This is a genomic window from Streptococcus gallinaceus (genome assembly GCF_040545695.1).
Classification (GTDB): domain Bacteria; phylum Bacillota; class Bacilli; order Lactobacillales; family Streptococcaceae; genus Streptococcus; species Streptococcus gallinaceus.
The window spans coordinates 147,301-171,917 of the sequence record NZ_JBEPMK010000005.1; the positions used below are offsets into that span (position 1 = coordinate 147,301).

Sequence of the window (24,617 nt, forward strand, 5' to 3'; positions counted from 1 at the left end):
CTCCTAAAGAGCATGTTCTGTACGTGCAATGATATCGTCTTGTGTTGCTTTGGAAAGAACGTTGAAGAAGGCTGAATACCCTGCAACACGTACAATCAAGTCACGGTGTTTTTCAGGATGTTTTTGCGCATCAATCAAGGTTTCTCGCGATACAACATTGTACTGGATATGATAGCCATGAAGGCGATTGAAGAACGTTCTGAGAAGAGCAATAAGTTTTTGCTTATCTTCTTCTTTGGCCAATGTTTGTGGGTTCACTTTTTGATTAAGAAGAACACCACCAACAATCTCTTCCGTTGGTAATTTAGAAACAGATTTCAAAACAGAAGTAGGCCCTTTTTTATCCATATTATGCGATGGCGAGCAACCTTCTGCTAGTGGTGTTCCTGCATGGCGACCATCTGGTGTCGCTAACGTGCCACGACCTTGACCCACATTAGCAGAGATTGAGGATGTGCCAGAGTAGCGGATACCTCCAATTGGTCCTCGACCATAACGAGTGTTTGGATATTTCACAATTTCGTCAACGTAGACATCATAGCACTCGCGGACGAGGCTGTCAGCATAGTCATCATCGTTACCGTATTTTGGTGCATCGTTAATCAACATTTGACGAATTTCTTCGCCACGTTTACCTGCATAATTACTTTGCAAGACATCCCACAATTCATCTGTCGTCAAGCGTTTTTCTTCAAATACTAGTTTCTTCAATGCCGCTAGAGAATCTGACAGATTGGCAATCCCAACTTGTAACCCAGAGATATAGTCGTAGACTGCTCCGCCCTCTTTCAGGTGCTTCCCGCGACCGATACAATCATCTGTAAGCGCCGAACAAAGGATATCCGGCACTTCCCGCTCAAGGCTGATATCAATTGCATTTTCTACGATAACACTCATACGAGTTAGATAACGAAGATTCTTATCCCAAGCTGCTTTCAGTTCTGCATAGGTCTTCATATCTTTAAAATGACCATAACCTGGAGTAAACCGTTTACCTGATGCTGGATCAATACCATCATTCATGGTAATGAGCAAGATTTTAGGGAAATTGATATAACTCATACCTGTACAACGGTACCCCCATTTACCCGGCACTGCTGTCTCTACACAGCCAATCGCAGAATAATCATAGGCATCATCTTCTGCAACACCTTTATTGATGAATGATGGAATAATAACTTCATCGTTGTTAAAAGCTGGCATCCCAAAACCAAGTTTCATTACTTCGATTGCTTCATTCATAAAATCAGGATTCAGTCCTGCATGGTAACGAACTGTCAAGTTTGGTTGTGGTAGGTGAGTTTGAGCAACAGATTTCAGTACTAAGAAGGATAATGGATTAACTGCATCTTTCTTATCACGTGTTTGTCCACCAATTGTAACATTTTGATAAAGTGGGCTCCCCGCTGATGAGAATGTATGAGCCTGACTGCGAACTTTATTGATAGTGATTGTCTTAATCCACAGGTTGGTCAAGCGTTCTACAACTGAATCTTCCGTTTCACGACCTGCTTCTAGATCTGCCTTCACATATGGATACATGTATTGATCAAAACGTCCATAAGACAAGGAATGCCCATTAGATTCGATTTGGAGGATACACTGGATAAACCAGACTGACTGAACAGCTTCTGCAAATGTTTGTGCAGGATAGTAGGGCACGCGCTCACAGATTGCTGCAATTTCTAATAGTTCTTTACGACGTTTCTCATCTGCTGTTTCTGCCATTTCTTTGGCCAAGGTTGCAAAACGAGTAGCATAGGTTTTAACCGCTGCAATCGTAATAAGAATAGAATCATAAAAATGGTACTTATCAATGCTTGCTGGGTCTGTTAAATCAAGTTTAGCTTTCGCTTCTCTAGTACGTTTTTCAAAGCCAACCAAGCCAAATTCAAGGAGTTTTTGGTAGTTTACCGCTAGATGGGCATCTCCTGAGTTCATCTTACCTTCCATACCGAAGAAGCCTGTTTCCATATAAACTTGTACTTCATCAGGGAGCATTGCGCCTGCACGCGCACGTAAGTTGTTATTTTCCCAAAAAGGAGCAATTTCACGTAGCTGCTCTTTTGTTTCTTCTGTGATGTAGAAAACATCACCGTCACGCTTTTCAAAGAGATCCAGCTCTTTCATGACAAACTCAAGTGTGTACTCAGGGAAGATTGGAGCGTCTTTATCTGATGAAGCTTGGTTCCCAACAATCATTGTTTCATCGTCAATATAAAGAGTCATTTTTTCCAAAATATTTTGAAGCATATAAGCGCGTTTCAATACATTTGGTTTTTCTTGATGTTGACGGTAACTTTCTGTAGCTAAGATAGCACGCTCTGCATCGATATAAGGCTTCTTGTCCAAGACCTTGTCTCGATAAGCGTACATGCGCTCAGTCAAATACCCAAAATGTTTTTGAGAATTTTGTTGGACATCGTTGTTGTATTTTTGTGTTAAACGTTGGACTGTCATAAGCGGCTCCTTTGTTTCGTTTGTAATTTTTTTGTTTACTTTCGAAATTATTATATCGCTTGTAATGCTATAATTCAAGTAAAAATACAAGTTTAGGTAAACTGGTTTCCAGACGCACATTTGTGCAATTTTTTATTTCTTACTCCTGCAAATCAATTTATTAAAAAGCTAGGGAGATAGCCTCAGCTTTTTACATTATGCTTTTTCAGACGCACATTCATTTTGATAGGCAATATTGTCCTGGATTTTAAAGAATGGGAAATAAACCACTGTGGAAACAGCCAAGACAATCAGCTGCACTACCACACCTTGCCAACCACCCACCATAAATCCTGAAATAATGGCTGGTGTACTCCACGGAAGAGTTACTCCTGAGAATGGTTGCATGAAGCCAATTGCGATCGAGCCGTAAACAATCAGAGCTGCTAAGATTGGCACTAAAATAAACGGAACAAACATAACTGGATTCATCACGATTGGGAAACCAAAAACGATTGGTTCATTTACATTAAATAAGGTAGGAAATGCTGCCACTTTCCCAAGCGCTTTATATTGTTTTGATTTTGCCGCGAACATCATCGCAACAACCAATCCAAAAGTAATACCTGAACCTGATAAAATCAAAAAGCTATCCAAGAACTGTTGGGTCACAATATGCGCACCATTGTCGAGAGAAAGTTTGTCTGCCGCTAAGAGAGCTTTGTTGGCATCTAGGTTGGACAAGAGAAGTGCTGTAACAATCCCATTGACCACCGACTGACCGTGAACCCCAAACCACCATAAAAATGAGATAAAAAAGGCAATACCGATGGCACCATAAAGCGAACCCGTCAAACCTTGCAATGGCACCTGAATAATAGCATAAATCATTTCAATAAAGGTGCCGCCAGTAGTTGCTTTAGCAAAGATATACACAAGCATAGACAACAGGAAGACAACAAAAGCTGGAGTCATGGCTTCAAACTGCTTCGAAATAGCTGGTGGAACTTGATCAGGCATTTTGATAACAACATGGTGTTGAATAAACCAAGTGTAGATGGCGCCGACTGCTAGACCTATTAAAATTGCACCAATAATACCTTGCCCTCCGAACCATACCTTAGCCATCGCATCTGCTATTTCTTCTCCCTCAGCTGGTATGTAGGAAGATTTTAATAAAATAAAGAAAGAAGAAACGGAAAGAACTCCTGCCGGTAATGGTTCAACACCGCTATTTTTAGCATAAGCATACCCAATCGCAAAACAAGAAATCAAGCCCATGATAGCAAATGTTCCTGCATACACTTGCATAAACGGTTCCGTCCATCCGGCACCAAATACATTTGCAATCGCCTTGTTTAATCCCTCAAAGGGTAACTGTCCCAAAATAAGAAATAAACTTCCCACTACAGTAAGTGGTAAAATAGCGAGCATCCCATCTTTCAGAGCAATAATCCCCCGCATATTGACAAATTTCATAATTGGGGTAATCACTTTTTGAGTATCAAATTTTGCCATTTCACACCTCTTCTTTTATCAGGCAATCAAGTCAAGCGCCAAATTAAGCACTTTTTCCCCATCCAACATACCATAATCTGCCATCGGAATAACTGCTATTGGCACATCATGTTCTTTACAAATAACTGCTGACTTATCCAAAGTATAGGCTACCTGTGGGCCAAGTAGAGCAACATCAATATTTGGAGCATAGTCGGCAATTTTTCCTTGAGAGTAAGCATTAATCTCTGCTTCCAATCCACGCTTGCCTGCTGCCACCTTCATGTTATTCACTAACATTCCTGTAGAAAAACCTGCTGCACAAAATAATGCTATTTTCACCATGATAAAACTCCTTTAAATTTATTTTTGAGATAGTTCTTGACGTAGGTCAATAATTTCTTTGATGAGATTGATCTCTGTAATAGAGGTCATCAAGTGGTCCTGTGAATGCACAAATAATGCTGTAATTTCCGACTTATTTCCACTCGCTTCCTGCGCTAAAAATTGTGTTTGTAGATTGTGTGCTTCTAGCAATGCGTTGTCTGCTAAATCAATCTCCGCTTGGCACTTATCAAATTCCCCTTTTTTTGCTAGATTCAAAGCCTGATAAATATGTTGCTTCGCGTCACCAGCATTAAAAATAAGTCCCATAATAATTTGATCTGCTACAATAATTTCCATCAATATTCCTCCTCTTTATTTTCGAGTGCTATGATTTCAATAGACTCTTTTTGTTTTGTTCGTAAACAAATCGATTTCATTTGACATATTCAATATATCATTCAAAGCAAACGTTTTCAATACCTTTCCTCGCATTCTTTTTTTTGGCACTTTTGTGCATTTTTAAATATTTTTTCATTAAAATATAAAAAAAGTCATAGTCTACATACTATGACTTTCCACTGATTTATTCCTCAGAAAACTCAAATTTATCATGATCTAACCACAGCATCTTCATTGCCGTCTCTTTATCTGTCACCAAATGATTGATGTAACCTTGCCGAATAGCTGCTAAAATCGCTGCCACCTTTTGGTCTCCGTAGGCTATCCCAATCGTTTTAGGGATACGCGCCAATCCCCCTAACTCTATGCCAATCGTACGCTCTTGCAATTCTTTATGGACAGGAGAGCCGTTTTCATCAAAGAATCGACAACAAATTTCCCCCACAGCGTGATTGTCAAGTAATACTTGATAATCTGCAGCCGTCAACAAATCTCTCCACTGACTATCTTCTGAGGGGGTCAATTGTCCCCCTATTCCAACAATCGCCACATCGATTTTGTGCCAAGCTTCTCTCAATTCTTCAAAATACTTAGAAAAACGAATACCTTCTGCTAATTCACTCGTTTCCTGCACTGCGATAGAATTGATAAAGATATTTTGGCTATGAAAAGCTTGCGAAAGTCTATAGACAAGACTATTCACATGAAAACGAGAATTGATATGGCTTGGGCCACCCGCCAATGGACAGACTAATACCCCCTGCAAGCTCTTATACCCTATCTTATCAATTGTCCGACTCAAGGTTGAACCCCAAGATAAGCCAACCACATCTCCTGAACGGACAATCCCCCTTATCATCTCTGCAGCAGCACTAGCAATTTCCTCTAACTTTTCATCTTTAGTGGCCCCTTGAGATACTTCTATCAACTCAACCTGTTTTAATCCATACTTTTTTCTAAGATATTCTTCTAGAGCAAAGAGATCTTGATTAAATTCCTTAATTGAAATTTGAACAATTCCCTCTCGCTTTGCTCTCTCCAACATTCGACTAATTGTCGTTCTATAGATTCCCAACTCTTCGGCGATTTGAGCCTGACTCTTGTCCTCTACATAGTAAAGATATGCAACTCGAGCCAATAATCTTTTCTTCTCCACCTTCATCAGTCTTACCCAATTACTCTGATACTGCCAACAATTTATCAGCCAATGTAGCTTTTAATTCCTTAGGGATCGCTGCGTCAGAGATGACGTATGAGACCTGATCTAGCGAGAATTGTTTGACAAGACTATGTTTCGTAAACTTAGACGAATCTGTCAAAATAATCAACTCCTCCGCATGCTCGGCCATACAATTAACAACTTCACAACGCATCAAATCCTTGCACATAAAGCCACTATTCTCATCATAGCCATCCGTTCCAACAAATAGCTTATCAACATGAAACAGACGAATCATTTCTTTTAAAAGTGGACCAACAGTGACCTCTGAGTTCGTTTGATATTCTCCTCCCAGCAAGAATACACTACAAGTATCATAACTACGAATATAATTAGCGATAAAGCAAGAGTTCGTAATTATTCGAACATTGCGCCGCTGCTGGCAAATCATTTCGGCAAGCAAGGCACAGGTTGAACCCGACTCTATCATAATAGTATCATTGTCTTGGATAAGCTCTAAAGCTCTTTGAGCAATCTGTTTCTTCAAATTATAATTGTAAGATAGACGTACATTCAAATCATCACCACTATTCAACACAGCATAGCCATGCTCACGATGCAATAATCCTTTGCTTTCTAACTTGTCCAAATCCTTGCGAATCGTAACCTTAGACACTTCTAACAGTTCTGACAATGTATTCACATCAATCCGTGTTTCCTGACTAACTAACTGAATAATTTTTTCTAATCGTTTCATAATAAGACCTCTCTATCTATTTTACCACATTATTCCCTTTCTTTTGAAGATAAATGTTTTTACGTTCGTAATTGAATTTCTTTCGTAACTATGATAAACTTATCACAAATAGAGAAAAGGACGATGTAGTATGGACGAAAAACAATCTGGTATTATTTTTAATATTCAACACTTCAGCATTCATGACGGTCCTGGTATTCGAACTACTGTTTTCTTAAAAGGTTGTCCTTTACGTTGCCCTTGGTGTGCCAACCCCGAGTCACAAAATAGACAACCCGAGAGCATGCTCAATCAAGTAACAAATACTCTCGAAACCATCGGAGAATATCGTACAGTTGAAGAAATTATGGAAGAGGTCCTAAAGGACCGTGATTTCTATGAGGAATCTGGCGGGGGTATAACACTGTCTGGTGGAGAAATTTTTGCTCAATTCGACTTTGCTATCGCAATTCTGAAAGAAGCAAAAAAACACAATCTCCATACAGCTATTGAAACAACGGCATTCGCAAAGCCTGAAGAATTTAAAGAACTCATTGAATATGTTGACTTCATTTATACAGATTTGAAGCATTATAACCAACTAAACCATCGTAAGGTTACTGGAGTAAATAATAGCCTTATCATCAAAAATATTCACTATGCCTTTGCTCAACAAAAACAAATCGTTTTACGTATCCCCGTTATCCCTGACTTCAATGATAGCTTGGAAGACGCTGCCGCATTTGCTCAGCTATTTAACCAACTGTCGATCACTACCGTTCAACTTTTGCCATTCCATCAATTTGGGGAAAACAAATACAAACTACTGGGACGAAACTATACCATGTCCGATGCAAAACCTTATCACCCTGAGGACCTTGTCGAGTATCAAAATATCTTTCTCCAACATCAAATCAACTGCTATTTCTAACATCATTTTATCAAAACTACTAGCCAGACTAGTAGTTTTCTTCTCACCTATGCGCTCCACCATGACAGCTGTACCCTTGGTTCCCCCTCTGCCATCACCTATTTGATTCTAAGTTTACATTTGTAATCTCTTTTTGTCAAGAATGGCTCGCTCCTTCTACAATCTTTATTCCTTCTTCTACAGATTTTAGGCATAGGAAAATGGACATTGTTCCGTGCACAACTTTGTGATACTGTGGAAAAAAATAGAAAAGAGAAAGACAAATGATAAATTTTGAAAATCTGACTGTCAGTCCTCCTCAACTAATTTTTGAAGGTGGTCAACAAGATCAGAAAAGTTCTCACGGCGTATTTAGCTATCGGATTCCCGCTCTTCTCCTAACACACTCTGGAAACCTATTGGCTGCAGCTGACCAACGAATGGAGCATCACTTTGATTGGGGGGATATCCGAACTGTTATCAGACGAAGTCAGGACAAGGGGATAACTTGGAATCCTATTACAACTGTGGTTGATTTGGCAGACAATCCAAATCCTGCTACAGACGAAGAAAAAGCAGCCTTTACCATTGATACCGCCCTCATCCAAGAGCCTAGTAGCCAACGTATTTTTGCCTTGTATGATATGTATCCTGAAGGACGTGGCATTTTTGGTATGGCAGAGCAGTTTGAAGCAGCCCACACGCGCATCGGAGAAAAGTACTATCTCAACCTCTATTGCAATAAAAAAAACCAAGCCTATACTATCAGGGAAAATGGACAAATCTTTAGTCCAGAAAATGAACCAACGGACTTTTTTGTAACCATAGAATCCACCCAGGCTCCCTACTCAGACTTAGGAAATCTCTATCAAGAAGGAAAATATTTGGGCAATGTCTTCCATACTAGCAATCAGACTGCCCCTTTCCGCGTTGCCAAAACCAGTTATATCTGGTTATCCCACAGTGACGATGACGGTCAAACTTGGTCCTGTCCCCGTGACATCACAGCCCAACTCCGTACGCCACAAATGAAATTCCTAGGTGTTTCTCCTGGAGCAGGTATCGTCCTAAAATACGGATCATACACTGGGCGCCTCATCATTCCAGCTTATACTACTAACTTTGTTTCTCACCTCACAGGATCCCAAAGTTCTCGCGTCATCTATTCCGACGATGCTGGACAAACCTGGCAAATAGGGCAAGCTATTAACGATCATCGTAGGCTTTCAACAGAAGAAATCATTCATTCTGAAACGATGGACAATGAACTGGCTCAAAATACTGAGTCCGTAGCTGTTCAACTAAAAAATGGAAATCTCAAACTCTTCATGCGCAATCTCAATGGCCACCTTCAAGTTGCAACCAGCAAAGATGGCGGTCTAAGCTGGGAAACTACCATTCAGGAATATCCCAACATCACCGATGCCTATGTCCAACTATCTGCTATACAACTTGAAGAAAACAACGAAGAATACATCCTCCTCGCCAATGCAGAGGGACCTGGCCGTACCAATGGGCACCTTCGTATTGCTAAAGTCGAAGAAAATGGTGACTTCACTTGGCTTTATTCCCACCTTATCCAGGAAGGTGAATTTGCCTACAATTCCCTTCAACAACTTTCCGCCAACGAATTCATACTACTCTACGAACACCGCTCAGAAGAGCAAAATCCCTTCTCTATCTACGCACGAAAACTCACCTTCTCATCCTAAACCACATTAAAAAGCAGAGGTAAAAACCTCTGCTTTTATTGGTCTGATTCAATCATTTGGTCAATCAACTGACGATTCGGTTGAGTCACCTGATGCAGAAACAAGACCAGCAACCCAAAAGTAAGAAAAAGATAGAGTCCCTTATATTGCCACGTCAGCACTAAAACCCCAAAGAGCGCCAACATGGTCAAGAGAAATTGCTTGAAACTAAGAAAGACACTGATAAAAGAGAGCTTTATATTCTCCCAAAATGGAATGTCATACTCAGCGTTGTAGAAAATCAAGTACACATACATCATGAAGTTAATCACAATTGCAAGCATAATGAGGAAAGAAACCATCCAAAAGAGTAAATTTTGGAATTGGATAGACCAATAGAGATTGAAAACAAGGAAAACAGCAATGAAACTGAAGAGCCAGAAACAAAGGTTCGCCTTCACAAAAGAGGACTTCCATACTGAAAAAGCTCTTTTAATCGAATAATTCTTCTCATAACTTTTTGTTTCTAAAAAAAGAGTGACAATTGTTTCCCAAGCTGGACCAATCCCAAATACAACTCCCCCCAATATTGTCAACAAATGAAAGAGGAAGGTCAATTGCATCAATTTCCAAGTGATGTAAAATAATTTTTCCACCCCTGTCATCTTTCCATCTACCATACTCTCTCCTTCCACAAAGAGGGCTATCACTAGCCCTCTCACTATCTTTACATCTAGTCTTACATCTTATTTTTTATGTGCAACAAATTCGTCCAATTGTTTTTGCAATTCAGCTTGAACTTTGTCCCATCCAGCATCTTTCAAGTCTGACAAGAATTTTGGAAGAGTGGCATCTGGATCAACGGTACCTGTGTTCAAACTTGCTTTGTACCGGTTCATAACGTTTGAGATGTTTGACAACTCAGTCTTAATGCTGTCTGTATTCACCGCAAAACCAAGAATTGGTGATTCAGCTGCATCTTTGATAGATTGGTCGCGTTTTGCAATCATCTCATCTGTGATAGATTCTTGTGTGTAGAGAATCTTGTTGTTACCAGTGTTCCATGCTGACATGTGTGTACCTGGTTTGTAGCCGTCAAGCAATTTAATTTTCTTGTCGCCGACTTTTTCCCAAGCTTCGCCTTCTACACCATATACCAAGCCATTGAGCAATTCTGGGTCACTGTTTAAAAGCGCCAATACTTCAACTGCCTTTTCTTTGTTCTTAGAAGCATTTGATACGACAAAGTTTGCCATTTGGGCTTGTGAAGTTGTCTTCAAGGCTTTTGTCAATGGACGAGAAACGATTTCTTTGCCGGCAGCATTTGTAAGGATGGTGTCGCCGTAGTCCATAGGACCTTGTGTTTCTTCGCGCATGAACCAAGTGTCACCATCAAGTGGGTAACCTTCAGTGTTTGTAGCCGCATCACTTGGAATCAAACCTTCTTGGTACCATTTATGCATCAAACGTAAGTTTGCTTTGAAAGAATCTTCAGCGTATGGGTTGATAATAGTTGCTTTTCCGGCATCAACTTTCACTGCAAATGGATTGTTTTTGTTGAGTGGGTAATCATAGTCACCTGAAAGGTTAAATACTTGACCAATAGCAAATGCTGCAACGTTTGGTTCTTTTTCATGGAAAGCTTTCAAGATTGGTTCAGCATCTGCATAGGATTTAATCCCTGAGATATCCAAGTTGTATTTATCCAAGAATTTTTTATTGAATGACAACATTTGTTGAGCATAAACATTGGCATCTACTGGGAAGGCATACAATTTACCATTTACCAAGTTCCCTTGGATGTAAGCTGGTTCAAGATTATCATAGGTTTCCTTGGCATATTTTGGCATCAAATCTGTCAAATCAGCAAAGGCACCTTTTTGCGCATTTACCACATAGTTGTAAGCATAAGCAATATCATAGCTTTCACCTGAAGCGATGATCGTACTCATCTTATCCCCCCATTCACCCCAACCGATGTACTGCATATCAATGGTTGCACCAGTTTTTTCTTTGATGCGTTTGTTGGCGATTTCCATCAACTTATCAAAGTTATCAGGTTTTTCACCGATTTGGTACATCAATAATTTGGTGTTGCCACCTTTTTCAGTTGAAGCAGATTTTCCGCTGCCACATGCAACCAAGCTGGTAGCTGCTAAAGCTGTACCTGCAAAGCATAATAGTCGTTGCCACTTTTTCATAAGTGAACCTCCTAAGTTTTTTCTTTGTTAAGACAAATTAAATGAATTGACCACACGGCCTGCCATCCAAATCCTACTCTTTTACCCCACCAATCGTCAAACCACCAACAAAGTGTTTTTGGAAGAATGGATAGGTGACAGCAATTGGTAATGTTGCAATCACGACGATGGCCATCCGCACAGACTCTTTTGGCAAGGAAGCCAGACCTTCTGACACCTGAGCACTCATACCAACATTTTCTGCTAAAGCCTGTAAGTTGTTTTGGATTTTCATCAGCAAGAATTGCATTGGAAACAGCGCATCATTTTGAATGTAAAGTAGCGCTTGGAACCAGTCATTCCAATAGCTCAAGGCTGAAAAGAGACTGATTGTCGCAATCCCTGGCACGGCCAGCGGTAAAACAATTTTGACAAATACTTTGAATTCACTCGCGCCATCAATCCGAGCAGATTCGATAATGCTATCTGGAACCGTCTTCTTAAAGAAGGTCCGCATGATCATTATCCCGAATGGCCCCAATGCCATCGGCAAAATCAAGGCCCAAATCGAATCCTTGAGCTGGAGAAGATTGGTCACAACCAAGTAGTTTGCTACCATCCCTGATGAAAAGAGCATGGTGATCAAAGCATAGATTGTAAAGAATCGACGATATGGGAAATACGGCCGTGAAATCGCATAAGCGTAGGTCGATGTCATCGTTGTATTGATGATGGTTCCCACCACAGTTACAAAGATAGATACCCCAAAGGAACGCATAATCCGCTGAGCCATTGCTCCCTCAAAAACATAATGATAAGCATGTAACGACATCAATTTTGGAAAGAAACTATATCCATGCTCCAATAGATAATTTTCATCCGTTAGCGAGATAATGATGACAAAGACAAAGGGAATAATACAAGAGAGAGAGAACAGGGCTATCAAAACATTAAAAATAAAATCTGTTCGTTTATCAAACGTCCGTACATTGACTTTTTTTACTTTTTTCTTTTTCTCCATTTCTGCCTCCTAGAACAACGCGCCGTCAGGATCCATACGTCGAACAATCGCATTTGTTATCAACAAAATACAGGTTCCAACTACCGACTGATAGAGACTAGCAGCTGAAGCCATACCGATATCTCCCGTCGCAGTCAAGCTATTGTAGACGTAGGTGTCCAAAACGTTTGTTACTTCATACAAAGCACCCGAATTCTTTGGAAGTTGATAGAAAAGACCAAAATCTGAACGGAAGATATTTCCGATGTTGATAATCAACAGCACTGACATCATTGGCAAAAGCTGAGGAATCGTAATATTCTTGATTTGTTGCCACTTACTAGCACCATCCACCATTGCAGCTTCATAATAGGTATCACTAATCCCCATGATAGAAGCATAGTAAATAATACTATTGTAGCCAAGACCTTTCCAGACACTCATAAAGAGCAAAATGAACGGCCACCACGTCGTGGTGGAGTACCACATGATTCCTTTTCCTCCGTGTTGAACAATCAAACTATTGATCAAACCGCGGTCTGGATTTAAAAAGGCTCCCAAGAAATACTGAATGACTACCCACGATAAGAAGTAAGGCAACAAGGACATTGTGTGGTAAACCTTCACCAGTTTCTTATTGCGCAACTCACTCATGACAATCGCAAAGGCAATCGCAAAAAATACATTAAAGGCCAAGAAGACCAAGTTGTAACCAATTGTATTACGCGTAATCAGCCAAGCGTCATTTGAAGCAAAGAGGTATTTAAAATTATCAAATCCAACCCATGGACTTTCCTTCAAACTTTGAAAAAAACCACCCGCTGAATAATGGAAATTTTTAAAGGCAACTACATTGGCTAACACTGGTATGTAAAAGAAAAATATAAACCAGACAAAGCCTGGCAAGACCATCAGCAATAGCGCCTTATAGCGAAATACGTTTTTCCAAAAGGATTTTTTCTTCTTCGTGGTCGCTTTCTTCATTTGCCAACCTCCTTTTGTTGAACTCGTTTTTATATTCTAATTATAATAAGCGCTTTCATTTTGTATAAGCCACAAAGTATAGATTTCATAAAACAAATTATAGGTGTAAATTTTCTTGCCTCTTACATACAAAAAATCCACTGCCTAGCAGTGGATTAATCTGATTAGTGAGCCATCATTTCTTGTGCAATTTCAATACCTGATTTATCACTTGGATAGAATGTTGGCCAGTTTTCCAATTCATTCAAAATCTCATCTTGGCTAGTATTGCCGTAGAAGATATGGAAGTGGAAAGCTTTGCTTGGAGCAATACCGTGGTCACTAAATTGAACGTATTTAAATTGACCAGGATTTGCATCTGTTGCTTCAAAGAGGAATCGAACCCCACGATTTCCTTTTTTGTAATTCAATACCTTATAACCAACATATTTGTAGGTATGTTTTTCTGATTTACCATTTACTACAAATTCCATTGTATCACCCTTGATATTGATGTTGCTGATATCTGATTTGTAGCCTGTGTCATAGTAAGCTTTGTATTCTGCCGCTGTCATGTCCCCCTTCAATTTTGCTTTGTAATCAAAGACTTGATCCAAAGTACCATCTTTCAAGAGTGGATAAACAGATTGCCATTCACCTGCGTAGTCTGACAACTCGCGGTCTTTGATATCCGCATCCGCAAAATAACCATTGTAAACTGTCTTAGCTGTTTCAGCAGCAGTTTCTGGTTTAATTTCAGGACCAGCTTGAGAAGTTGTCTTTTCAAGAGATTTCAGATTTTCTTCCATGACAGAAATATAATCTTCACCCTTGTCCATTTGTTCTTCCGTCAAGCTTTCCAAAGGATTCAAGACAGCCGTTTCAGCACCTGTTTCTTTAGCTAAAGTTTCAGCAACCTTCTTAGAAGCATTTTCTTCAAAATAGATATACTTGATACCATTGTCCTTCACATATCTGCTCAATTCAGCCAAACGAGCAACTGTTGGTTCTGTATCAGCAGAAACGCCTGTAATTCCGACTTGTTTCAAACCGTAATCCAAAGCAAGATAAGCAAAGGCTGTATGCTGTGTCACAAAGGCTTTTTGCTTAGCTTGTGCCATGCTGTCGTCATATTTTTTATCCAAAGCTGTCAACTTCTTAATATAAGCTGCGGCATTTTTCTCAAAAGTAGCTTTCTTATCTGGGAATTTTTTACTCAATTGGTCACGGATAGACTCTACCATTTTAATAGCGCGCTCAGGTGACAACCACACGTGTGGGTCATAAGCATGGTGGTGACCTTCGTGCCCCTCTTCATGCCCATGATCGTGCTCTTCCTCTTCACCACCTGGCAATAGAACCATACCCTCAGTCGCCTTGATAGCCTTCACTTTTTTACTATCAAGTTTAGAAACCCAAGTTTCCATGTTTTCATTTTCGTATACAAAAGCATCTGCTTCTTGAATTTCAGCAATGTCCTTTGCAGAAGGCTCGTAGTCATGTGGCTCTGTACCAGCTTCAACTAAGAGTTCTACATCTGCAGTATTTCCTGCAACTTGTTTTGTAAATTCATAGACCGGATAGAAAGTTGTTACAATATCCAACTCACTCTTTTTCTCGGCTGAATTACTACAAGCAACTAAGACTAGAGCTGACAAACTCAACCCTAAAACTGCTAATTTTTTCATGATTTTCTCCTATTTTTTCAAAAATTTATTGAACACATTTACTACTAAAAAGATACTAATAAAAATCAAGGTAATACTTGCACTAGCAGGCGTCTCTGCATAGTAAGAGGCAAACAAACCAGTCACCATACCAAAGAATCCAAGCCCCATCCCAATAAAGATAACGGATTTAAAACTTTTTCCAAGACGCAAGGCAATCGAAGCTGGCAAGACCATAATCGTCGATACCAAGAGTGCTCCAGCTGCCGGGATCATCAAAGCAATAGCCACACCCGTAATCACATTAAATGCAATCGACATGGCACGAACCGGCAAACCATCCACAAAGGCAGTATCCTCATCAAAGGTCAAGATATACATTGGGCGTAAAAATAGCAAGGTCAAAACAATCACGACAAGCGCAATCACAAATAAAGCAATGACCTGCTCCTGATTGATGGTCACAATAGAACCGAACAAATATTGTTCCAGACTAACACTACTACGACTACCGCCACCACGATTCATCAAAATCAAGGAAATTGCCAACCCTGTCGACATGAGAATGGCCGTACCAATTTCCATGAAATTTTTGTAGACCGTACGCAAGTACTCCAAGAAAACAGCTGCCACAATGACCACAATAATCGTTGACAAAGTCGGTGAAATCCCCAATACCAATCCAAAGGCAACCCCTGCCAATGAAACGTGGCTCAGCGTATCACTCATCAAACTCTGACGACGTAAAATCAAGAAAATTCCCAAAATTGGCGAGAAGAGACTCATCGCAATAATCGCTAGAAAAGCACGTTGCATGAAATCATAATTCAAAATAGAAAAATCAAACATACTATTCCGCACCTCCTTCTTCAACGCCATGCACATTGAAGCAACGCCAAGGAGACTTCTGGTCACGAATCAAGTAAATATTTCGATCAGCATATTTCTCAAGCTCATCTGGATCATGTGTAATCATCAAAACTGACTTTCCATGTTTCTTTGCACTATGATGCATCAATTCATAAAAAGCATCCTTTGTCCCACTATCCATACCCGTTGTAGGCTCATCTAGAATGAAAATATCTGGATCTGAAGCAAACATTCGAGCAATGACCGCACGCTGCTTCTGACCACCGCTAAGTGCTCCTAATTGCTTATCACAATGTTCCCACATACCAACTGCATCTAAACTGGCCTTGATATGCTCCTCATCATGCTTGGTCAAACGACGAAACCAGCCATTACGAGGATAACGACCCGATTTTACAAACTCATAAACCGTACTCGGAAATCCAGCATTGAAACTAGCAATCTGCTGCGGCAAATAAGCCATCCGTAATTTCTTCCCTTGAATATTCTTCTCTGCAATCGTCACCTTACCTTCTTTGGGTTTCAAAATCCCCAAAGTTGCCTTTATCAACGTTGTCTTCGCAGCACCATTTTCACCCGTCAAGGTCACAAATTCGCCACTATCCAAGTGATAATGAATATGCTCCAAAACAGGTTCATTGTCATAATGAAAAGACAACCCTTCAACTGTAATGTATCTCATCTTATTTACGAATCTTTCCAATCAAATCATTCAAAAAACGACTAATAATTTCCTGCTCACTGTCAGAATAAGCCGTCAGAAGCTCATTGTAAGACTCAATCGTATGATGATGATGATGGCTATGTTCCTCAGCGATTGGCTTAGCCAAATCCGTCAATTGATAATGAATAACACGAGCATCCTTCTCATCCCGAACTGCCAACAACATCCCTTGCGCCATCAAAGACTTAATCGCCTTAGTAATAGCAGCCTGACTAACATTTAATTGCTTAGCAATTTCAGAATTGGTAAAAGACGAATCCTCAATCAACATCAAAATATGCTCCTGAGTATTGGTCAACGTCACATCACTCTGACAATGACCAACTAAAATTTCTAATTGATTTTCAGAGCATAACACAATCTCACGCAAAGCTTGATCAATCTGATGCGCAACTTGATTCATATGAAGTACCTCATTTTTCGTAAACTTGTTAATTAACTAGTTAATTATACATTAAAAAAATACTTTTGACAAGAATTATGAAGCGTTTCTGCAAATTTTTGGAAATAGCTAACTTTCTTGATAAGTAAAGCCCCTTCCCCATATTCTTTAAAACAAAAAAAAGAACCCAAAGGTTCTTTACTAAGCTATACCGGCGGCCGGGGTCGAACCGGCACGTCCTTGCGGACACTGGATTTTGAGTTTGGTTCTATGATATTCTTAACTTCACAAATCCCATAAAATCAAGTTTTCAAGAAACTACTTCTATCATAAAAACGATAGTTTTTTTATTTTTAGTAACTTTTTAGGATTTACTTTTCCTCAATCTATCCATTATTTCTTTACTTAACTTATCAATATCCTCGTCAGTACCTAGCTCATCCCCATACAACTTACTAAAAGTAAAAGCCTTATAAACTTTGTCACGACTTTCCTCAGTACCATCATCAAGTAATTCTAGATAATGTTGAAAATCTTTAATTACTCTTTGTTTCACTGCTTCAAAGTCTTCGTGTTCAGTAACAAAATAATCGACAGGACACCATTCATTAACGAATTGAATTACGTCATCCCAGTATCCTATTTTATCTCCCTCTTCAAGTATAGTTGTACCATGAAGCTAATTATAGCATACATAATAAGAGTTTAACAGTTGTTCCAATTAAATTATTTTTATAAAAGTATTGACAGGACCAAAAAAGTCTGTTACTATGTATTTACGGGATAAAAAAACCACCTTATCTGTAAAGGAGAAGTCATGGAAAAAGAAAACATTCGTATGCGTTTAGCAACTGAATCAAAATTAATACTAGATGAATTACAGCAACAAATTTTTGAAGAAATTGGTCTTGAAGCCAGTTATTCTAGTATTGTTAGTCAAGCAATTAGGAAAACTGTTCCAAAAATGCATGAAATTGACTGGCAAGCTTTAAAGAAAAGAAATTTAGTTTTATCATCTCCTAAAGAGAGTAACGACTGGAATTATCAAACATCCTTTATGTTAGAAAAAGATGTGCTTGATTTAATTTCTGAATTGCAAAATTACTTTTTGGAGGTCTTTCAAGCTAAACGAATTCATCGAGCTTTTTGTGTCAGATTATGCTTAAAATTTCACTACTTATTACTTATGAATAAGTAGAATAGTGATTATTAAACAGAGCGTAGAAACTCTGTTTAAAATTTAGTTTATTACGGGATAACAAAACCACCCAAATAAGGAGAAGATATGGGAGCAAGAGCGTCACCTATTAAGAAAAATTATTAATTGTTGATAAAAAATGATTCAGTAAGTAAAAAGGAGAAAAACATGAAGACATTTAAAGACATCTTCGATAGTGAAAAAATGGAAATGCCTAACGAGGTTGGTATTTGCCGATTGCAACGTTTCAATTCAGATATGTCCGTAAGTTTCAGGCTAGATGATGATTCACGAGACTTTTTACGGAAACATTTACCACCACTTGGTAGAATTTATGAGCCAACTTTAAAGAAATTAGCAGAAAACATTATTATCTTAAATCGGCAGAAACATCGTGTTTCTGATAAAACTAGGATTTCCCTAATGAATGAACCAGTTTATCAAGGGTACAGAAACGCTTCTTTTTATAACTCTATAATTGAAGCTTAGTGATGTAGGGGGAGCAAATCCTCCCCTTTGGTTTTACGAAAGGAAATTACAATGAAAATTTATAAGTTCTTATTTTACATTACATACTCGGCACTTATCGTATCTGTATTTTTTAATTTTGAATTGACTGATGATATTAGCCCGATAATTAACACATTTTTTGTAGCTGGAGGTGTGCTTATTATCCCTCTAATTTTGTGGGCATTTGACCTTATTTCAATTGAGAGCGAGAAGGGAAGTGTTGAAAATGATAAAGCAACTAATAAGCTGGAACAAACAGAGGCTTAGAACTGTTGAACCTAATTTATACATACCTTTTTGTTATAGCGATATAATTGCAAAAGTTTTTTATATTATTCTTGCCATATTTATATTGGCAACTGTTTTATCTTTCCAAGAGAATTTTGCTACTGCAATTGTAGGTTTTGTATTTACAACTATATTTTATTTGGTGTTTAACTATTGGAGGAAGTTAAAACGTAGGTATTTTAATGGGATTTCACAATCTCTCAACTATTTAATTATAACTAATAAGTTCTATGATAGTAAATTAGTTGATGGAAAAGAATATATTACCAATCATTTGGTGCTTAAATATAGGGAAACTGAAAGCACCGTAGAAGTATATGCTATGAAGTACGGTGACAAATATAATGAGTTAACTTCAAAAATTGGCTCCCTTTTATCCAGTTCACTTTCTTTGAACTTGGAAGAAATGACAGAAACCATCAATCAAGTAAGTTATACTTTTCCTAAGTTTGCAGAGAAGAGGTTGACTTGGGAAGACACCCTAAAAACTACAAGTTTGACAGTTTCCGAAAAAGTAGGCTGGCAATTTGGCTCTCCACCCCATGTCATTTTGGCAGGTTCGACAAAGTCAGGAAAAACGGTGATGATTGAAAATCTTGTGGCTCAGTACTTGAATTTGGGTTCTGAAATTAAATTGCTAGACCCTAAAAAGGGAGAGCTTTCTTGGCTTGTAGGGCAAAAGCTAGAGGATAGGCTAGGCTATAAGGTGGTTTATAATTCTCCTTTTCAAATCGCAGGGGCTTTAAGAGAGGCGGTCGAAGAAATGAATAGGAGATTTCAAGTTATGGCAGATAACCCAAAAACATATATTTCTAAAGGGAAAGTGCTGTCTTGGGCGGATGTTGAAGGGAACTATCCACTTGTAATTGTATTAGATGAAGGTATTGCTTTTAAGACAGAGGCCGAAACCACTAAAGAAGGTAAGCAAGCCTATCAAGAGGCAATGTCTAATCTTGGGAGTCTCTTGGTTAAATCTCGTCAAGCCTCCATAGAAATTATTGTCGGTTTGCAAAGAGCATCTAGCGACTTTATACCTACATATATGAGACAAAATTTTGGCACAGCTCTCCTATTGGGTTCAACCACCTCAGATTCGGATTCTTGCCGTATGATATTTTCAAGTCAAGATGTTGATTACAAAACTTGCGATATTGGAACAGGTTACATTCAGATAGACGGAGTTATCCCTACCCCTAAATATGTAGAAGTGCCATTCAAATCTGATGATTTAGATTTTGAAAGATACTTTGACCGAGCTTGTGACCGCTATTGGAGTGTTAGGAATAATGACGGTCTTTCTAACTAGCGAAATAGGGACGATTGCCCAGGGGGCAGAATCGAGCGGAGCGCTCCTCTTTTCGCTAGGGAGAAAGAGCCCACCGACTGCTTTGCAGGAGGTCAGAAAGAAGCCCCCAATACTAATAGGGGGTACACACATACATGAAATGTTGTCTAAGCCCTTGATACGTAAGGGGTTACGGCTTGTTGCTTGTACCAATAAGACTGAAACCCTTGTGAGAGTAGGGAAAACGGCACTTATCATGTAGGATACGGTTTTATATAGAAATGGAGTAAATTATTATGACTTACAATATGACAGATACAAACATTAAAATTGGATTGCTTGACCTTGACATGTCACAGTTTGATATTCCTAAGAAAGTAGTGATTTTATCACTTAGGGTGAATAACAAATATAAAGAAGTCAACGGCGAAAATGTAAAGACTGATGAAGTAAGTAAAATTACTTGTACTGTTCTTGACGCTGACAAAGTGAAAGTTCTCACTGAAATGGGAATTTCTACGGATGACTTAAAAGCTATTAACCTAGAAATTATAGGTAATCTGGATAAGATTGCAAAACTTGCTCAAAATGAGGCTTTATTGAATGTTCCTGTTGAATTGATTCAGCCTAAAGTGAGACTAGCTTGGAATATGGTTAGGAGTAACTGGTCAGGCGTAAAATTAGTATGTGAGGATATTAAAGTTCTAGGAGTGTAATCCTATGAATACTGTCCGAATAGACTATTTTGCGGTAACGGTTAAGAGTGTCCCCCCTGAAAAGGTTTTGACTGAAATACTATTGATTCCTTTGGAAAATTTCACTTTGAATAACTGGGGAATCAATAAGTATCAGCGACATTATGCCTGTTCAGAGATAAAAGTATATTTTAATGAAGACAGACTATCAATGGGAGTTTTTATCGAATTAAAGGGGCAAGGCTGTCGCCAATATGAAGAATTTTTAGATGGTCACGAAAATAATTGGATTGCCTTAATTAAGCGTTTGTATCAGCATACTGTCAACTTTACTAGACTAGATATTGCTCACGATATATTTGACGATAGTTTAGATGTTCAACGACTCTATGATTACTGTAAAAAGGGGCTATGTATCTCAAAAGCAAAACATTTTGAATATCACGAAAAATCTGTTTTAGAGAATGGAGAACGGGTAGGAGAAACAGTCGCCATAGGCTCGAGGGGTAATCAGCAATGGTGTATTTATAATAAACGCATGGAGCAACTTGCCAAGCAAGATATTGTAGAATATCCGTCTTGGATTCGTGCAGAATTGAGATGTTGGCAGGAAAAAGCCAATATTATTGCAGAGCAACTATTTCTAAAGCGCCCTCTATCATCTATCTATTTTGAGGCTATAAACGGTCATTATCGGTTTGTTCAGCCTAATGCTACGGATAGTAACCGTTGGAGAAGAAAAAAAGTTAAATGGTGGATAGATTATTTAAAGACAGAAAATCAAACAGTCTTAAGTGTTGTAAGGACTAAGCCAACACTACGTCAGTCAGAGGAATGGACAGAGAAGCAGGTTGCAAAGACCTTGGCAAAAGTCTACATAGCAAAACATCAAGCCTACGATGTTGAAAAAGCTGAGAGTTATATTCAAGGTCTTTTAACAGAAGGTTTGTCCAGACTAACAGATAGCGATAAAAAAGATATAGAGCAATATATTCGAGAGCAGAATAGTTCTCTATTATGGGGAGAAGAAAAGACGACCTGAAATACAAGTCGCCTCCAAAATTAACTAACTAGATTATAGCATAAGAAAGGAAAGTGTCAATGATAGAGATTTGACACAAGGGACTACGTTATATGATAGCAACTATTACTAAAGATGACCTTATCCAACTAGGCTTTTCCGAAGGAACTTCAAGAAGAATTATTAAACAAGGTAAAGCCTTACTTGTCGAAAGAGGATTTACTGTTTACCAGAATAAGCGTATAGGAACTATTCCAGTAACAATTGCAACAGAGTTATTAGGTTTTGATGTGCAAAATAGCCCATTAGCTAGGCGGTAAAAATGGCAATCCGAAAAGATAAAAATGGTAGTGGTTGGATTGTCGATATTAGTAACGGTTTTGACCCGATAACGTTAAAACAACGTAGAATAATCAGAAAGGGCTATAAAACCAAAAAAGAAGCAACTGAGGCAGAAAACTATCTACGTAGTGTAGAACTAAAGGAACGCTACTTTGGAGCTAAAATAAGCGTTTCTATGCTATATGAATTACTCAAAGAAGAAGATATAATAAATCATCGTAAGGTTAGCTATATCAACACGCAAGAGAATAACTACAACCGACACATTAAAGATTATTTTTCAAACGTCGATAATGTCGGAAAATTGACTTATGAAGACATCTATCAATTCAGGGAACATCTTCGGCAAAAAGTAGCCCAAAATTCGGATAAGCCATTAAGCACAAATACAATCAATAAAATAATGATATTGCTCAAAAAAATATTTGATGTAGGTTTGCGAAATGGTTATTACAATACAAATCCAGCAAAGTTACTAAAAAAATTGCCTGTTGAAAAGACTAGAATGCAGTTTTGGACAGTTAAAGAATTTCAGCAGTTTTTAAATCTCTTTGAAGTAGAGGAGTACAATATCAAATTATTATTTACTGTACTCTTTTTTACAGGATTAAGACTTGGAGAAGCACTTGCCCTTACGTGGTATGACATAGACCTTACAAACAACATAGTTCATGTTACAAAATCTATCTATGTTAATAAAGGAATAAGTCACGTTAGTACAACAAAAACCAAAGCAGGTACTAGAAGAATTGTCATAAATCGTAAATTAAGCAATCAATTATCAACTTGGCAAACACAACAGTCAGAACTACTACACAAATATACCGAAGACCCACAAAGCTTACAAGTGTTTCAGAATAGCCCGATTATGATAACAAAAAATAGCATTGAAAAACAGTATAAAAGAATTCTTGAACGCGATGAAACACTTAAAAAGATACGAATACACGATTTTAGGCACTCACATGCTTCGTTACTAATAAACCAGGGAGAAGATTACCTAGTTGTAAAAGAACGTCTAGGACATGCTTCTATAACCACTACAATCGATACCTATTCTCACTTATACCCAAGTAAGCAAAAGGATTTAGCTGATAAACTAGACGACATATTATAAATTAGAAATTTTTAGTAACTATTGCAAAATAAAATCAGAAAGAAATCAAAAAGACAAGGCATAGAAACCTTGTCTTTTCAACTATACCGGCGGCCGGGGTCGAACCGGCACGTCCTTGCGGACACTGGATTTTGAGTCCAGCGCGTCTGCCAATTCCGCCACGCCGGCTTAGTGTTAACTGGGGTAGCTGGATTCGAACCAACGCATGAGGGAGTCAAAGTCCCTTGCCTTACCGCTTGGCTATACCCCAATAATAAAATAGGCGAGTGATGGGAATCGAACCCACGAATGTCAGAGCCACAATCTGATGTGTTAACCACTTCACCACACCCGCCATATTGTAACACGGGCAGTAGGAATTGAACCCACACTGAAGGTTTTGGAGACCTTAGTTCTACCTTTAAACTATGCCCGTAAAGGTATGGAAGGGGAGGGATTCGAACCCCCGAACCCGAAGGAGCGGATTTACAGTCCGCCGCGTTTAGCCTCTTCGCTACCCTTCCAGAATATAAAGTTTTAATGGCGCGAGACGGAATCGAACCGCCGACACATGGAGCTTCAATCCATTGCTCTACCAACTGAGCTACCGAGCCAATATTGCGGGAGCAGGATTTGAACCTACGACCTTCGGGTTATGAGCCCGACGAGCTACCTAGCTGCTCCATCCCGCGATGTGTGTAAGGAGGATGTGGGATTCGAACCCACGCACGCTTTTACACGCCTGACGGTTTTCAAGACCGTTCCCTTCAGCCGGACTTGGGTAATCCTCCAATATATAGTCCGTACGGGATTCGAACCCGTGTTACCGCCGTGAAAAGGCGGTGTCTTAACCCCTTGACCAACGGACCATATTATTAATGGGCACGAGTGGAATCGAACCACCGACCTCACGCTTATCAGGCGTGCGCTCTAACCATCTGAGCTACGCGCCCAAACATTCTTTCGAATGAGTGGTAATGGACAAAGTCCAAAGCGGGTGACGAGAATCGAACTCGCGACAACAGCTTGGAAGGCTGTAGTTTTACCACTAAACTACACCCGCTTATGGGAGTTAACGGGATCGAACCGCTGACCCTCTGCTTGTAAGGCAGATGCTCTCCCAGCTGAGCTAAACTCCCAATTGCTAAGCGACTACCGTATCTCACAGGGGGCAACCCCCAACTACTTCAGGCGTTCTAGGGCTTAACTGCTGTGTTCGGCATGGGTACAGGTGTATC

Annotated in this window: 24 protein-coding genes, 12 tRNA genes and 1 rRNA gene; 10 read left to right on the top strand and 27 right to left on the bottom strand. The window is 39.1% G+C overall.

Going from position 1 to position 24,617, the window contains the following annotated elements:
• Positions 1 to 3 precede the first annotated feature (3 nt).
• The 6 genes from ABID27_RS07850 to ABID27_RS07875 all read right to left on the bottom strand — a co-directional run bounded on the left by ABID27_RS07850 (position 4) and on the right by ABID27_RS07875 (position 6,578).
• Positions 4 to 2,460, bottom strand: coding sequence for a glycyl radical protein (locus ABID27_RS07850; protein ID WP_354281400.1), 2,457 nt, complete (start codon positions 2,458 to 2,460; stop codon positions 4 to 6).
• A gap of 195 nt (positions 2,461 to 2,655) precedes the next feature.
• Positions 2,656 to 3,957, bottom strand: a complete 1,302-nt coding sequence (locus ABID27_RS07855; RefSeq protein ID WP_253365376.1) for a PTS sugar transporter subunit IIC — start codon at positions 3,955 to 3,957, stop codon at positions 2,656 to 2,658.
• 18 nt (positions 3,958 to 3,975) lie between these two features.
• Complete coding sequence (locus tag ABID27_RS07860) at positions 3,976 to 4,281, bottom strand: PTS sugar transporter subunit IIB (RefSeq protein ID WP_253365374.1); 306 nt, start codon at positions 4,279 to 4,281, stop codon at positions 3,976 to 3,978.
• Between the two features lie 18 nt (positions 4,282 to 4,299).
• Complete coding sequence (locus ABID27_RS07865; RefSeq protein ID WP_354281403.1) at positions 4,300 to 4,620, bottom strand: PTS lactose/cellobiose transporter subunit IIA; 321 nt, start codon at positions 4,618 to 4,620, stop codon at positions 4,300 to 4,302.
• Between the two features lie 226 nt (positions 4,621 to 4,846).
• A complete protein-coding gene (locus ABID27_RS07870; RefSeq protein ID WP_354281405.1) occupies positions 4,847 to 5,824 on the bottom strand; it encodes a sugar-binding transcriptional regulator in 978 nt (325 codons plus the stop codon).
• 13 nt (positions 5,825 to 5,837) lie between these two features.
• The gene (locus ABID27_RS07875; RefSeq protein WP_253365368.1) at positions 5,838 to 6,578 is read right to left on the bottom strand and encodes a DeoR/GlpR family DNA-binding transcription regulator; all 741 of its coding nucleotides are present in this window, start codon (positions 6,576 to 6,578) and stop codon (positions 5,838 to 5,840) included.
• 130 nt (positions 6,579 to 6,708) lie between these two features.
• Here ABID27_RS07875 and ABID27_RS07880 point away from each other — a divergent pair, with 130 nt between their 5' ends.
• Together ABID27_RS07880 and ABID27_RS07885 are read left to right on the top strand one after the other, a co-directional pair.
• The gene (locus tag ABID27_RS07880; RefSeq protein ID WP_253365365.1) at positions 6,709 to 7,488 is read left to right on the top strand and encodes a glycyl-radical enzyme activating protein; all 780 of its coding nucleotides are present in this window, start codon (positions 6,709 to 6,711) and stop codon (positions 7,486 to 7,488) included.
• Positions 7,489 to 7,751: 263 nt separating this feature from the next.
• Positions 7,752 to 9,179 (top strand): sialidase family protein, encoded by a 1,428-nt coding sequence (locus ABID27_RS07885; protein ID WP_354281407.1) that lies wholly within the window; start codon positions 7,752 to 7,754, stop codon positions 9,177 to 9,179.
• A gap of 35 nt (positions 9,180 to 9,214) precedes the next feature.
• Here the strand turns inward: ABID27_RS07885 and ABID27_RS07890 are convergent, their stop codons facing one another.
• The 8 genes from ABID27_RS07890 to ABID27_RS07925 form a co-directional block, all read right to left on the bottom strand.
• Positions 9,215 to 9,823, bottom strand: a complete 609-nt coding sequence (locus tag ABID27_RS07890) for a YesL family protein (protein WP_253365647.1) — start codon at positions 9,821 to 9,823, stop codon at positions 9,215 to 9,217.
• An 81-nt stretch (positions 9,824 to 9,904) separates the two neighbouring features.
• A complete protein-coding gene (locus ABID27_RS07895; RefSeq protein ID WP_253365363.1) occupies positions 9,905 to 11,359 on the bottom strand; it encodes an ABC transporter substrate-binding protein in 1,455 nt (484 codons plus the stop codon).
• A 73-nt stretch (positions 11,360 to 11,432) separates the two neighbouring features.
• Complete coding sequence (locus tag ABID27_RS07900) at positions 11,433 to 12,359, bottom strand: carbohydrate ABC transporter permease (RefSeq protein ID WP_253365362.1); 927 nt, start codon at positions 12,357 to 12,359, stop codon at positions 11,433 to 11,435.
• Positions 12,360 to 12,368: 9 nt separating this feature from the next.
• Complete coding sequence (locus tag ABID27_RS07905) at positions 12,369 to 13,322, bottom strand: ABC transporter permease (protein WP_253365361.1); 954 nt, start codon at positions 13,320 to 13,322, stop codon at positions 12,369 to 12,371.
• 164 nt (positions 13,323 to 13,486) lie between these two features.
• The gene (locus ABID27_RS07910) at positions 13,487 to 14,989 is read right to left on the bottom strand and encodes a zinc ABC transporter substrate-binding protein AdcA (RefSeq protein WP_354281410.1); all 1,503 of its coding nucleotides are present in this window, start codon (positions 14,987 to 14,989) and stop codon (positions 13,487 to 13,489) included.
• A gap of 9 nt (positions 14,990 to 14,998) precedes the next feature.
• Positions 14,999 to 15,817, bottom strand: a complete 819-nt coding sequence (locus tag ABID27_RS07915) for a metal ABC transporter permease (RefSeq protein WP_253365359.1) — start codon at positions 15,815 to 15,817, stop codon at positions 14,999 to 15,001.
• Position 15,818: 1 nt separating this feature from the next.
• Complete coding sequence (locus ABID27_RS07920) at positions 15,819 to 16,520, bottom strand: metal ABC transporter ATP-binding protein (RefSeq protein WP_354281412.1); 702 nt, start codon at positions 16,518 to 16,520, stop codon at positions 15,819 to 15,821.
• Position 16,521: 1 nt separating this feature from the next.
• Positions 16,522 to 16,965, bottom strand: coding sequence for a zinc-dependent MarR family transcriptional regulator (locus tag ABID27_RS07925; RefSeq protein ID WP_253365356.1), 444 nt, complete (start codon positions 16,963 to 16,965; stop codon positions 16,522 to 16,524).
• A 796-nt stretch (positions 16,966 to 17,761) separates the two neighbouring features.
• On the opposite strand from ABID27_RS07925, the gene ABID27_RS07930 reads away from it, so the two are divergent.
• The 8 genes from ABID27_RS07930 (at position 17,762) to ABID27_RS07965 (ending at position 23,400) form a co-directional block, all read left to right on the top strand.
• Positions 17,762 to 18,142, top strand: coding sequence for a hypothetical protein (locus ABID27_RS07930; protein ID WP_354281414.1), 381 nt, complete (start codon positions 17,762 to 17,764; stop codon positions 18,140 to 18,142).
• A 168-nt stretch (positions 18,143 to 18,310) separates the two neighbouring features.
• Positions 18,311 to 18,631 (top strand): hypothetical protein, encoded by a 321-nt coding sequence (locus ABID27_RS07935; protein WP_354281416.1) that lies wholly within the window; start codon positions 18,311 to 18,313, stop codon positions 18,629 to 18,631.
• Between the two features lie 51 nt (positions 18,632 to 18,682).
• Positions 18,683 to 18,919 carry a hypothetical protein gene (locus ABID27_RS07940; RefSeq protein WP_354281418.1) on the top strand — a complete coding sequence of 79 codons (237 nt, stop codon included), beginning with the start codon at positions 18,683 to 18,685 and terminating at the stop codon, positions 18,917 to 18,919.
• Positions 18,870 to 20,246, top strand: coding sequence for an FtsK/SpoIIIE domain-containing protein (locus ABID27_RS07945; protein WP_354281420.1), 1,377 nt, complete (start codon positions 18,870 to 18,872; stop codon positions 20,244 to 20,246). Before ABID27_RS07940 ends, ABID27_RS07945 begins: the two co-directional genes overlap by 50 nt.
• Before the next feature lie 275 nt (positions 20,247 to 20,521).
• Positions 20,522 to 20,941 (top strand): hypothetical protein, encoded by a 420-nt coding sequence (locus ABID27_RS07950; protein WP_354281422.1) that lies wholly within the window; start codon positions 20,522 to 20,524, stop codon positions 20,939 to 20,941.
• Between the two features lie 4 nt (positions 20,942 to 20,945).
• Positions 20,946 to 21,962: a replication initiation factor domain-containing protein gene (locus ABID27_RS07955; protein ID WP_354281424.1), complete on the top strand. Its 1,017-nt coding sequence runs from the start codon at positions 20,946 to 20,948 to the stop codon at positions 21,960 to 21,962.
• A gap of 92 nt (positions 21,963 to 22,054) precedes the next feature.
• Positions 22,055 to 22,261 (top strand): DUF3173 domain-containing protein, encoded by a 207-nt coding sequence (locus ABID27_RS07960; RefSeq protein WP_354281426.1) that lies wholly within the window; start codon positions 22,055 to 22,057, stop codon positions 22,259 to 22,261.
• Positions 22,262 to 22,263: 2 nt separating this feature from the next.
• Positions 22,264 to 23,400 (top strand): site-specific integrase, encoded by a 1,137-nt coding sequence (locus tag ABID27_RS07965; RefSeq protein WP_354281428.1) that lies wholly within the window; start codon positions 22,264 to 22,266, stop codon positions 23,398 to 23,400.
• Positions 23,401 to 23,484: 84 nt separating this feature from the next.
• Here ABID27_RS07965 and ABID27_RS07970 read toward each other — a convergent pair.
• The 13 genes from ABID27_RS07970 to rrf form a co-directional block, all read right to left on the bottom strand.
• Positions 23,485 to 23,568: transfer RNA gene (locus ABID27_RS07970), tRNA-Leu, on the bottom strand.
• A 10-nt stretch (positions 23,569 to 23,578) separates the two neighbouring features.
• Positions 23,579 to 23,650: transfer RNA gene (locus tag ABID27_RS07975), tRNA-Gln, on the bottom strand.
• An 11-nt stretch (positions 23,651 to 23,661) separates the two neighbouring features.
• Positions 23,662 to 23,734 (bottom strand) — tRNA-His (locus ABID27_RS07980).
• 10 nt (positions 23,735 to 23,744) lie between these two features.
• Positions 23,745 to 23,815: transfer RNA gene (locus ABID27_RS07985), tRNA-Trp, on the bottom strand.
• Positions 23,816 to 23,822: 7 nt separating this feature from the next.
• Positions 23,823 to 23,903: transfer RNA gene (locus ABID27_RS07990), tRNA-Tyr, on the bottom strand.
• 17 nt (positions 23,904 to 23,920) lie between these two features.
• A tRNA-Phe gene (locus tag ABID27_RS07995) sits at positions 23,921 to 23,993 on the bottom strand.
• A 4-nt stretch (positions 23,994 to 23,997) separates the two neighbouring features.
• Positions 23,998 to 24,071, bottom strand: a tRNA-Met gene (locus ABID27_RS08000).
• Positions 24,072 to 24,080: 9 nt separating this feature from the next.
• Positions 24,081 to 24,170 (bottom strand) — tRNA-Ser (locus ABID27_RS08005).
• 6 nt (positions 24,171 to 24,176) lie between these two features.
• Positions 24,177 to 24,248 (bottom strand) — tRNA-Glu (locus tag ABID27_RS08010).
• 10 nt (positions 24,249 to 24,258) lie between these two features.
• Positions 24,259 to 24,332, bottom strand: a tRNA-Ile gene (locus ABID27_RS08015).
• Between the two features lie 39 nt (positions 24,333 to 24,371).
• Positions 24,372 to 24,442 (bottom strand) — tRNA-Gly (locus tag ABID27_RS08020).
• A 3-nt stretch (positions 24,443 to 24,445) separates the two neighbouring features.
• Positions 24,446 to 24,518: transfer RNA gene (locus tag ABID27_RS08025), tRNA-Val, on the bottom strand.
• Between the two features lie 4 nt (positions 24,519 to 24,522).
• Positions 24,523 to 24,617: ribosomal RNA gene (gene rrf, locus ABID27_RS08030) — 5S ribosomal RNA — on the bottom strand; the annotation flags it as partial.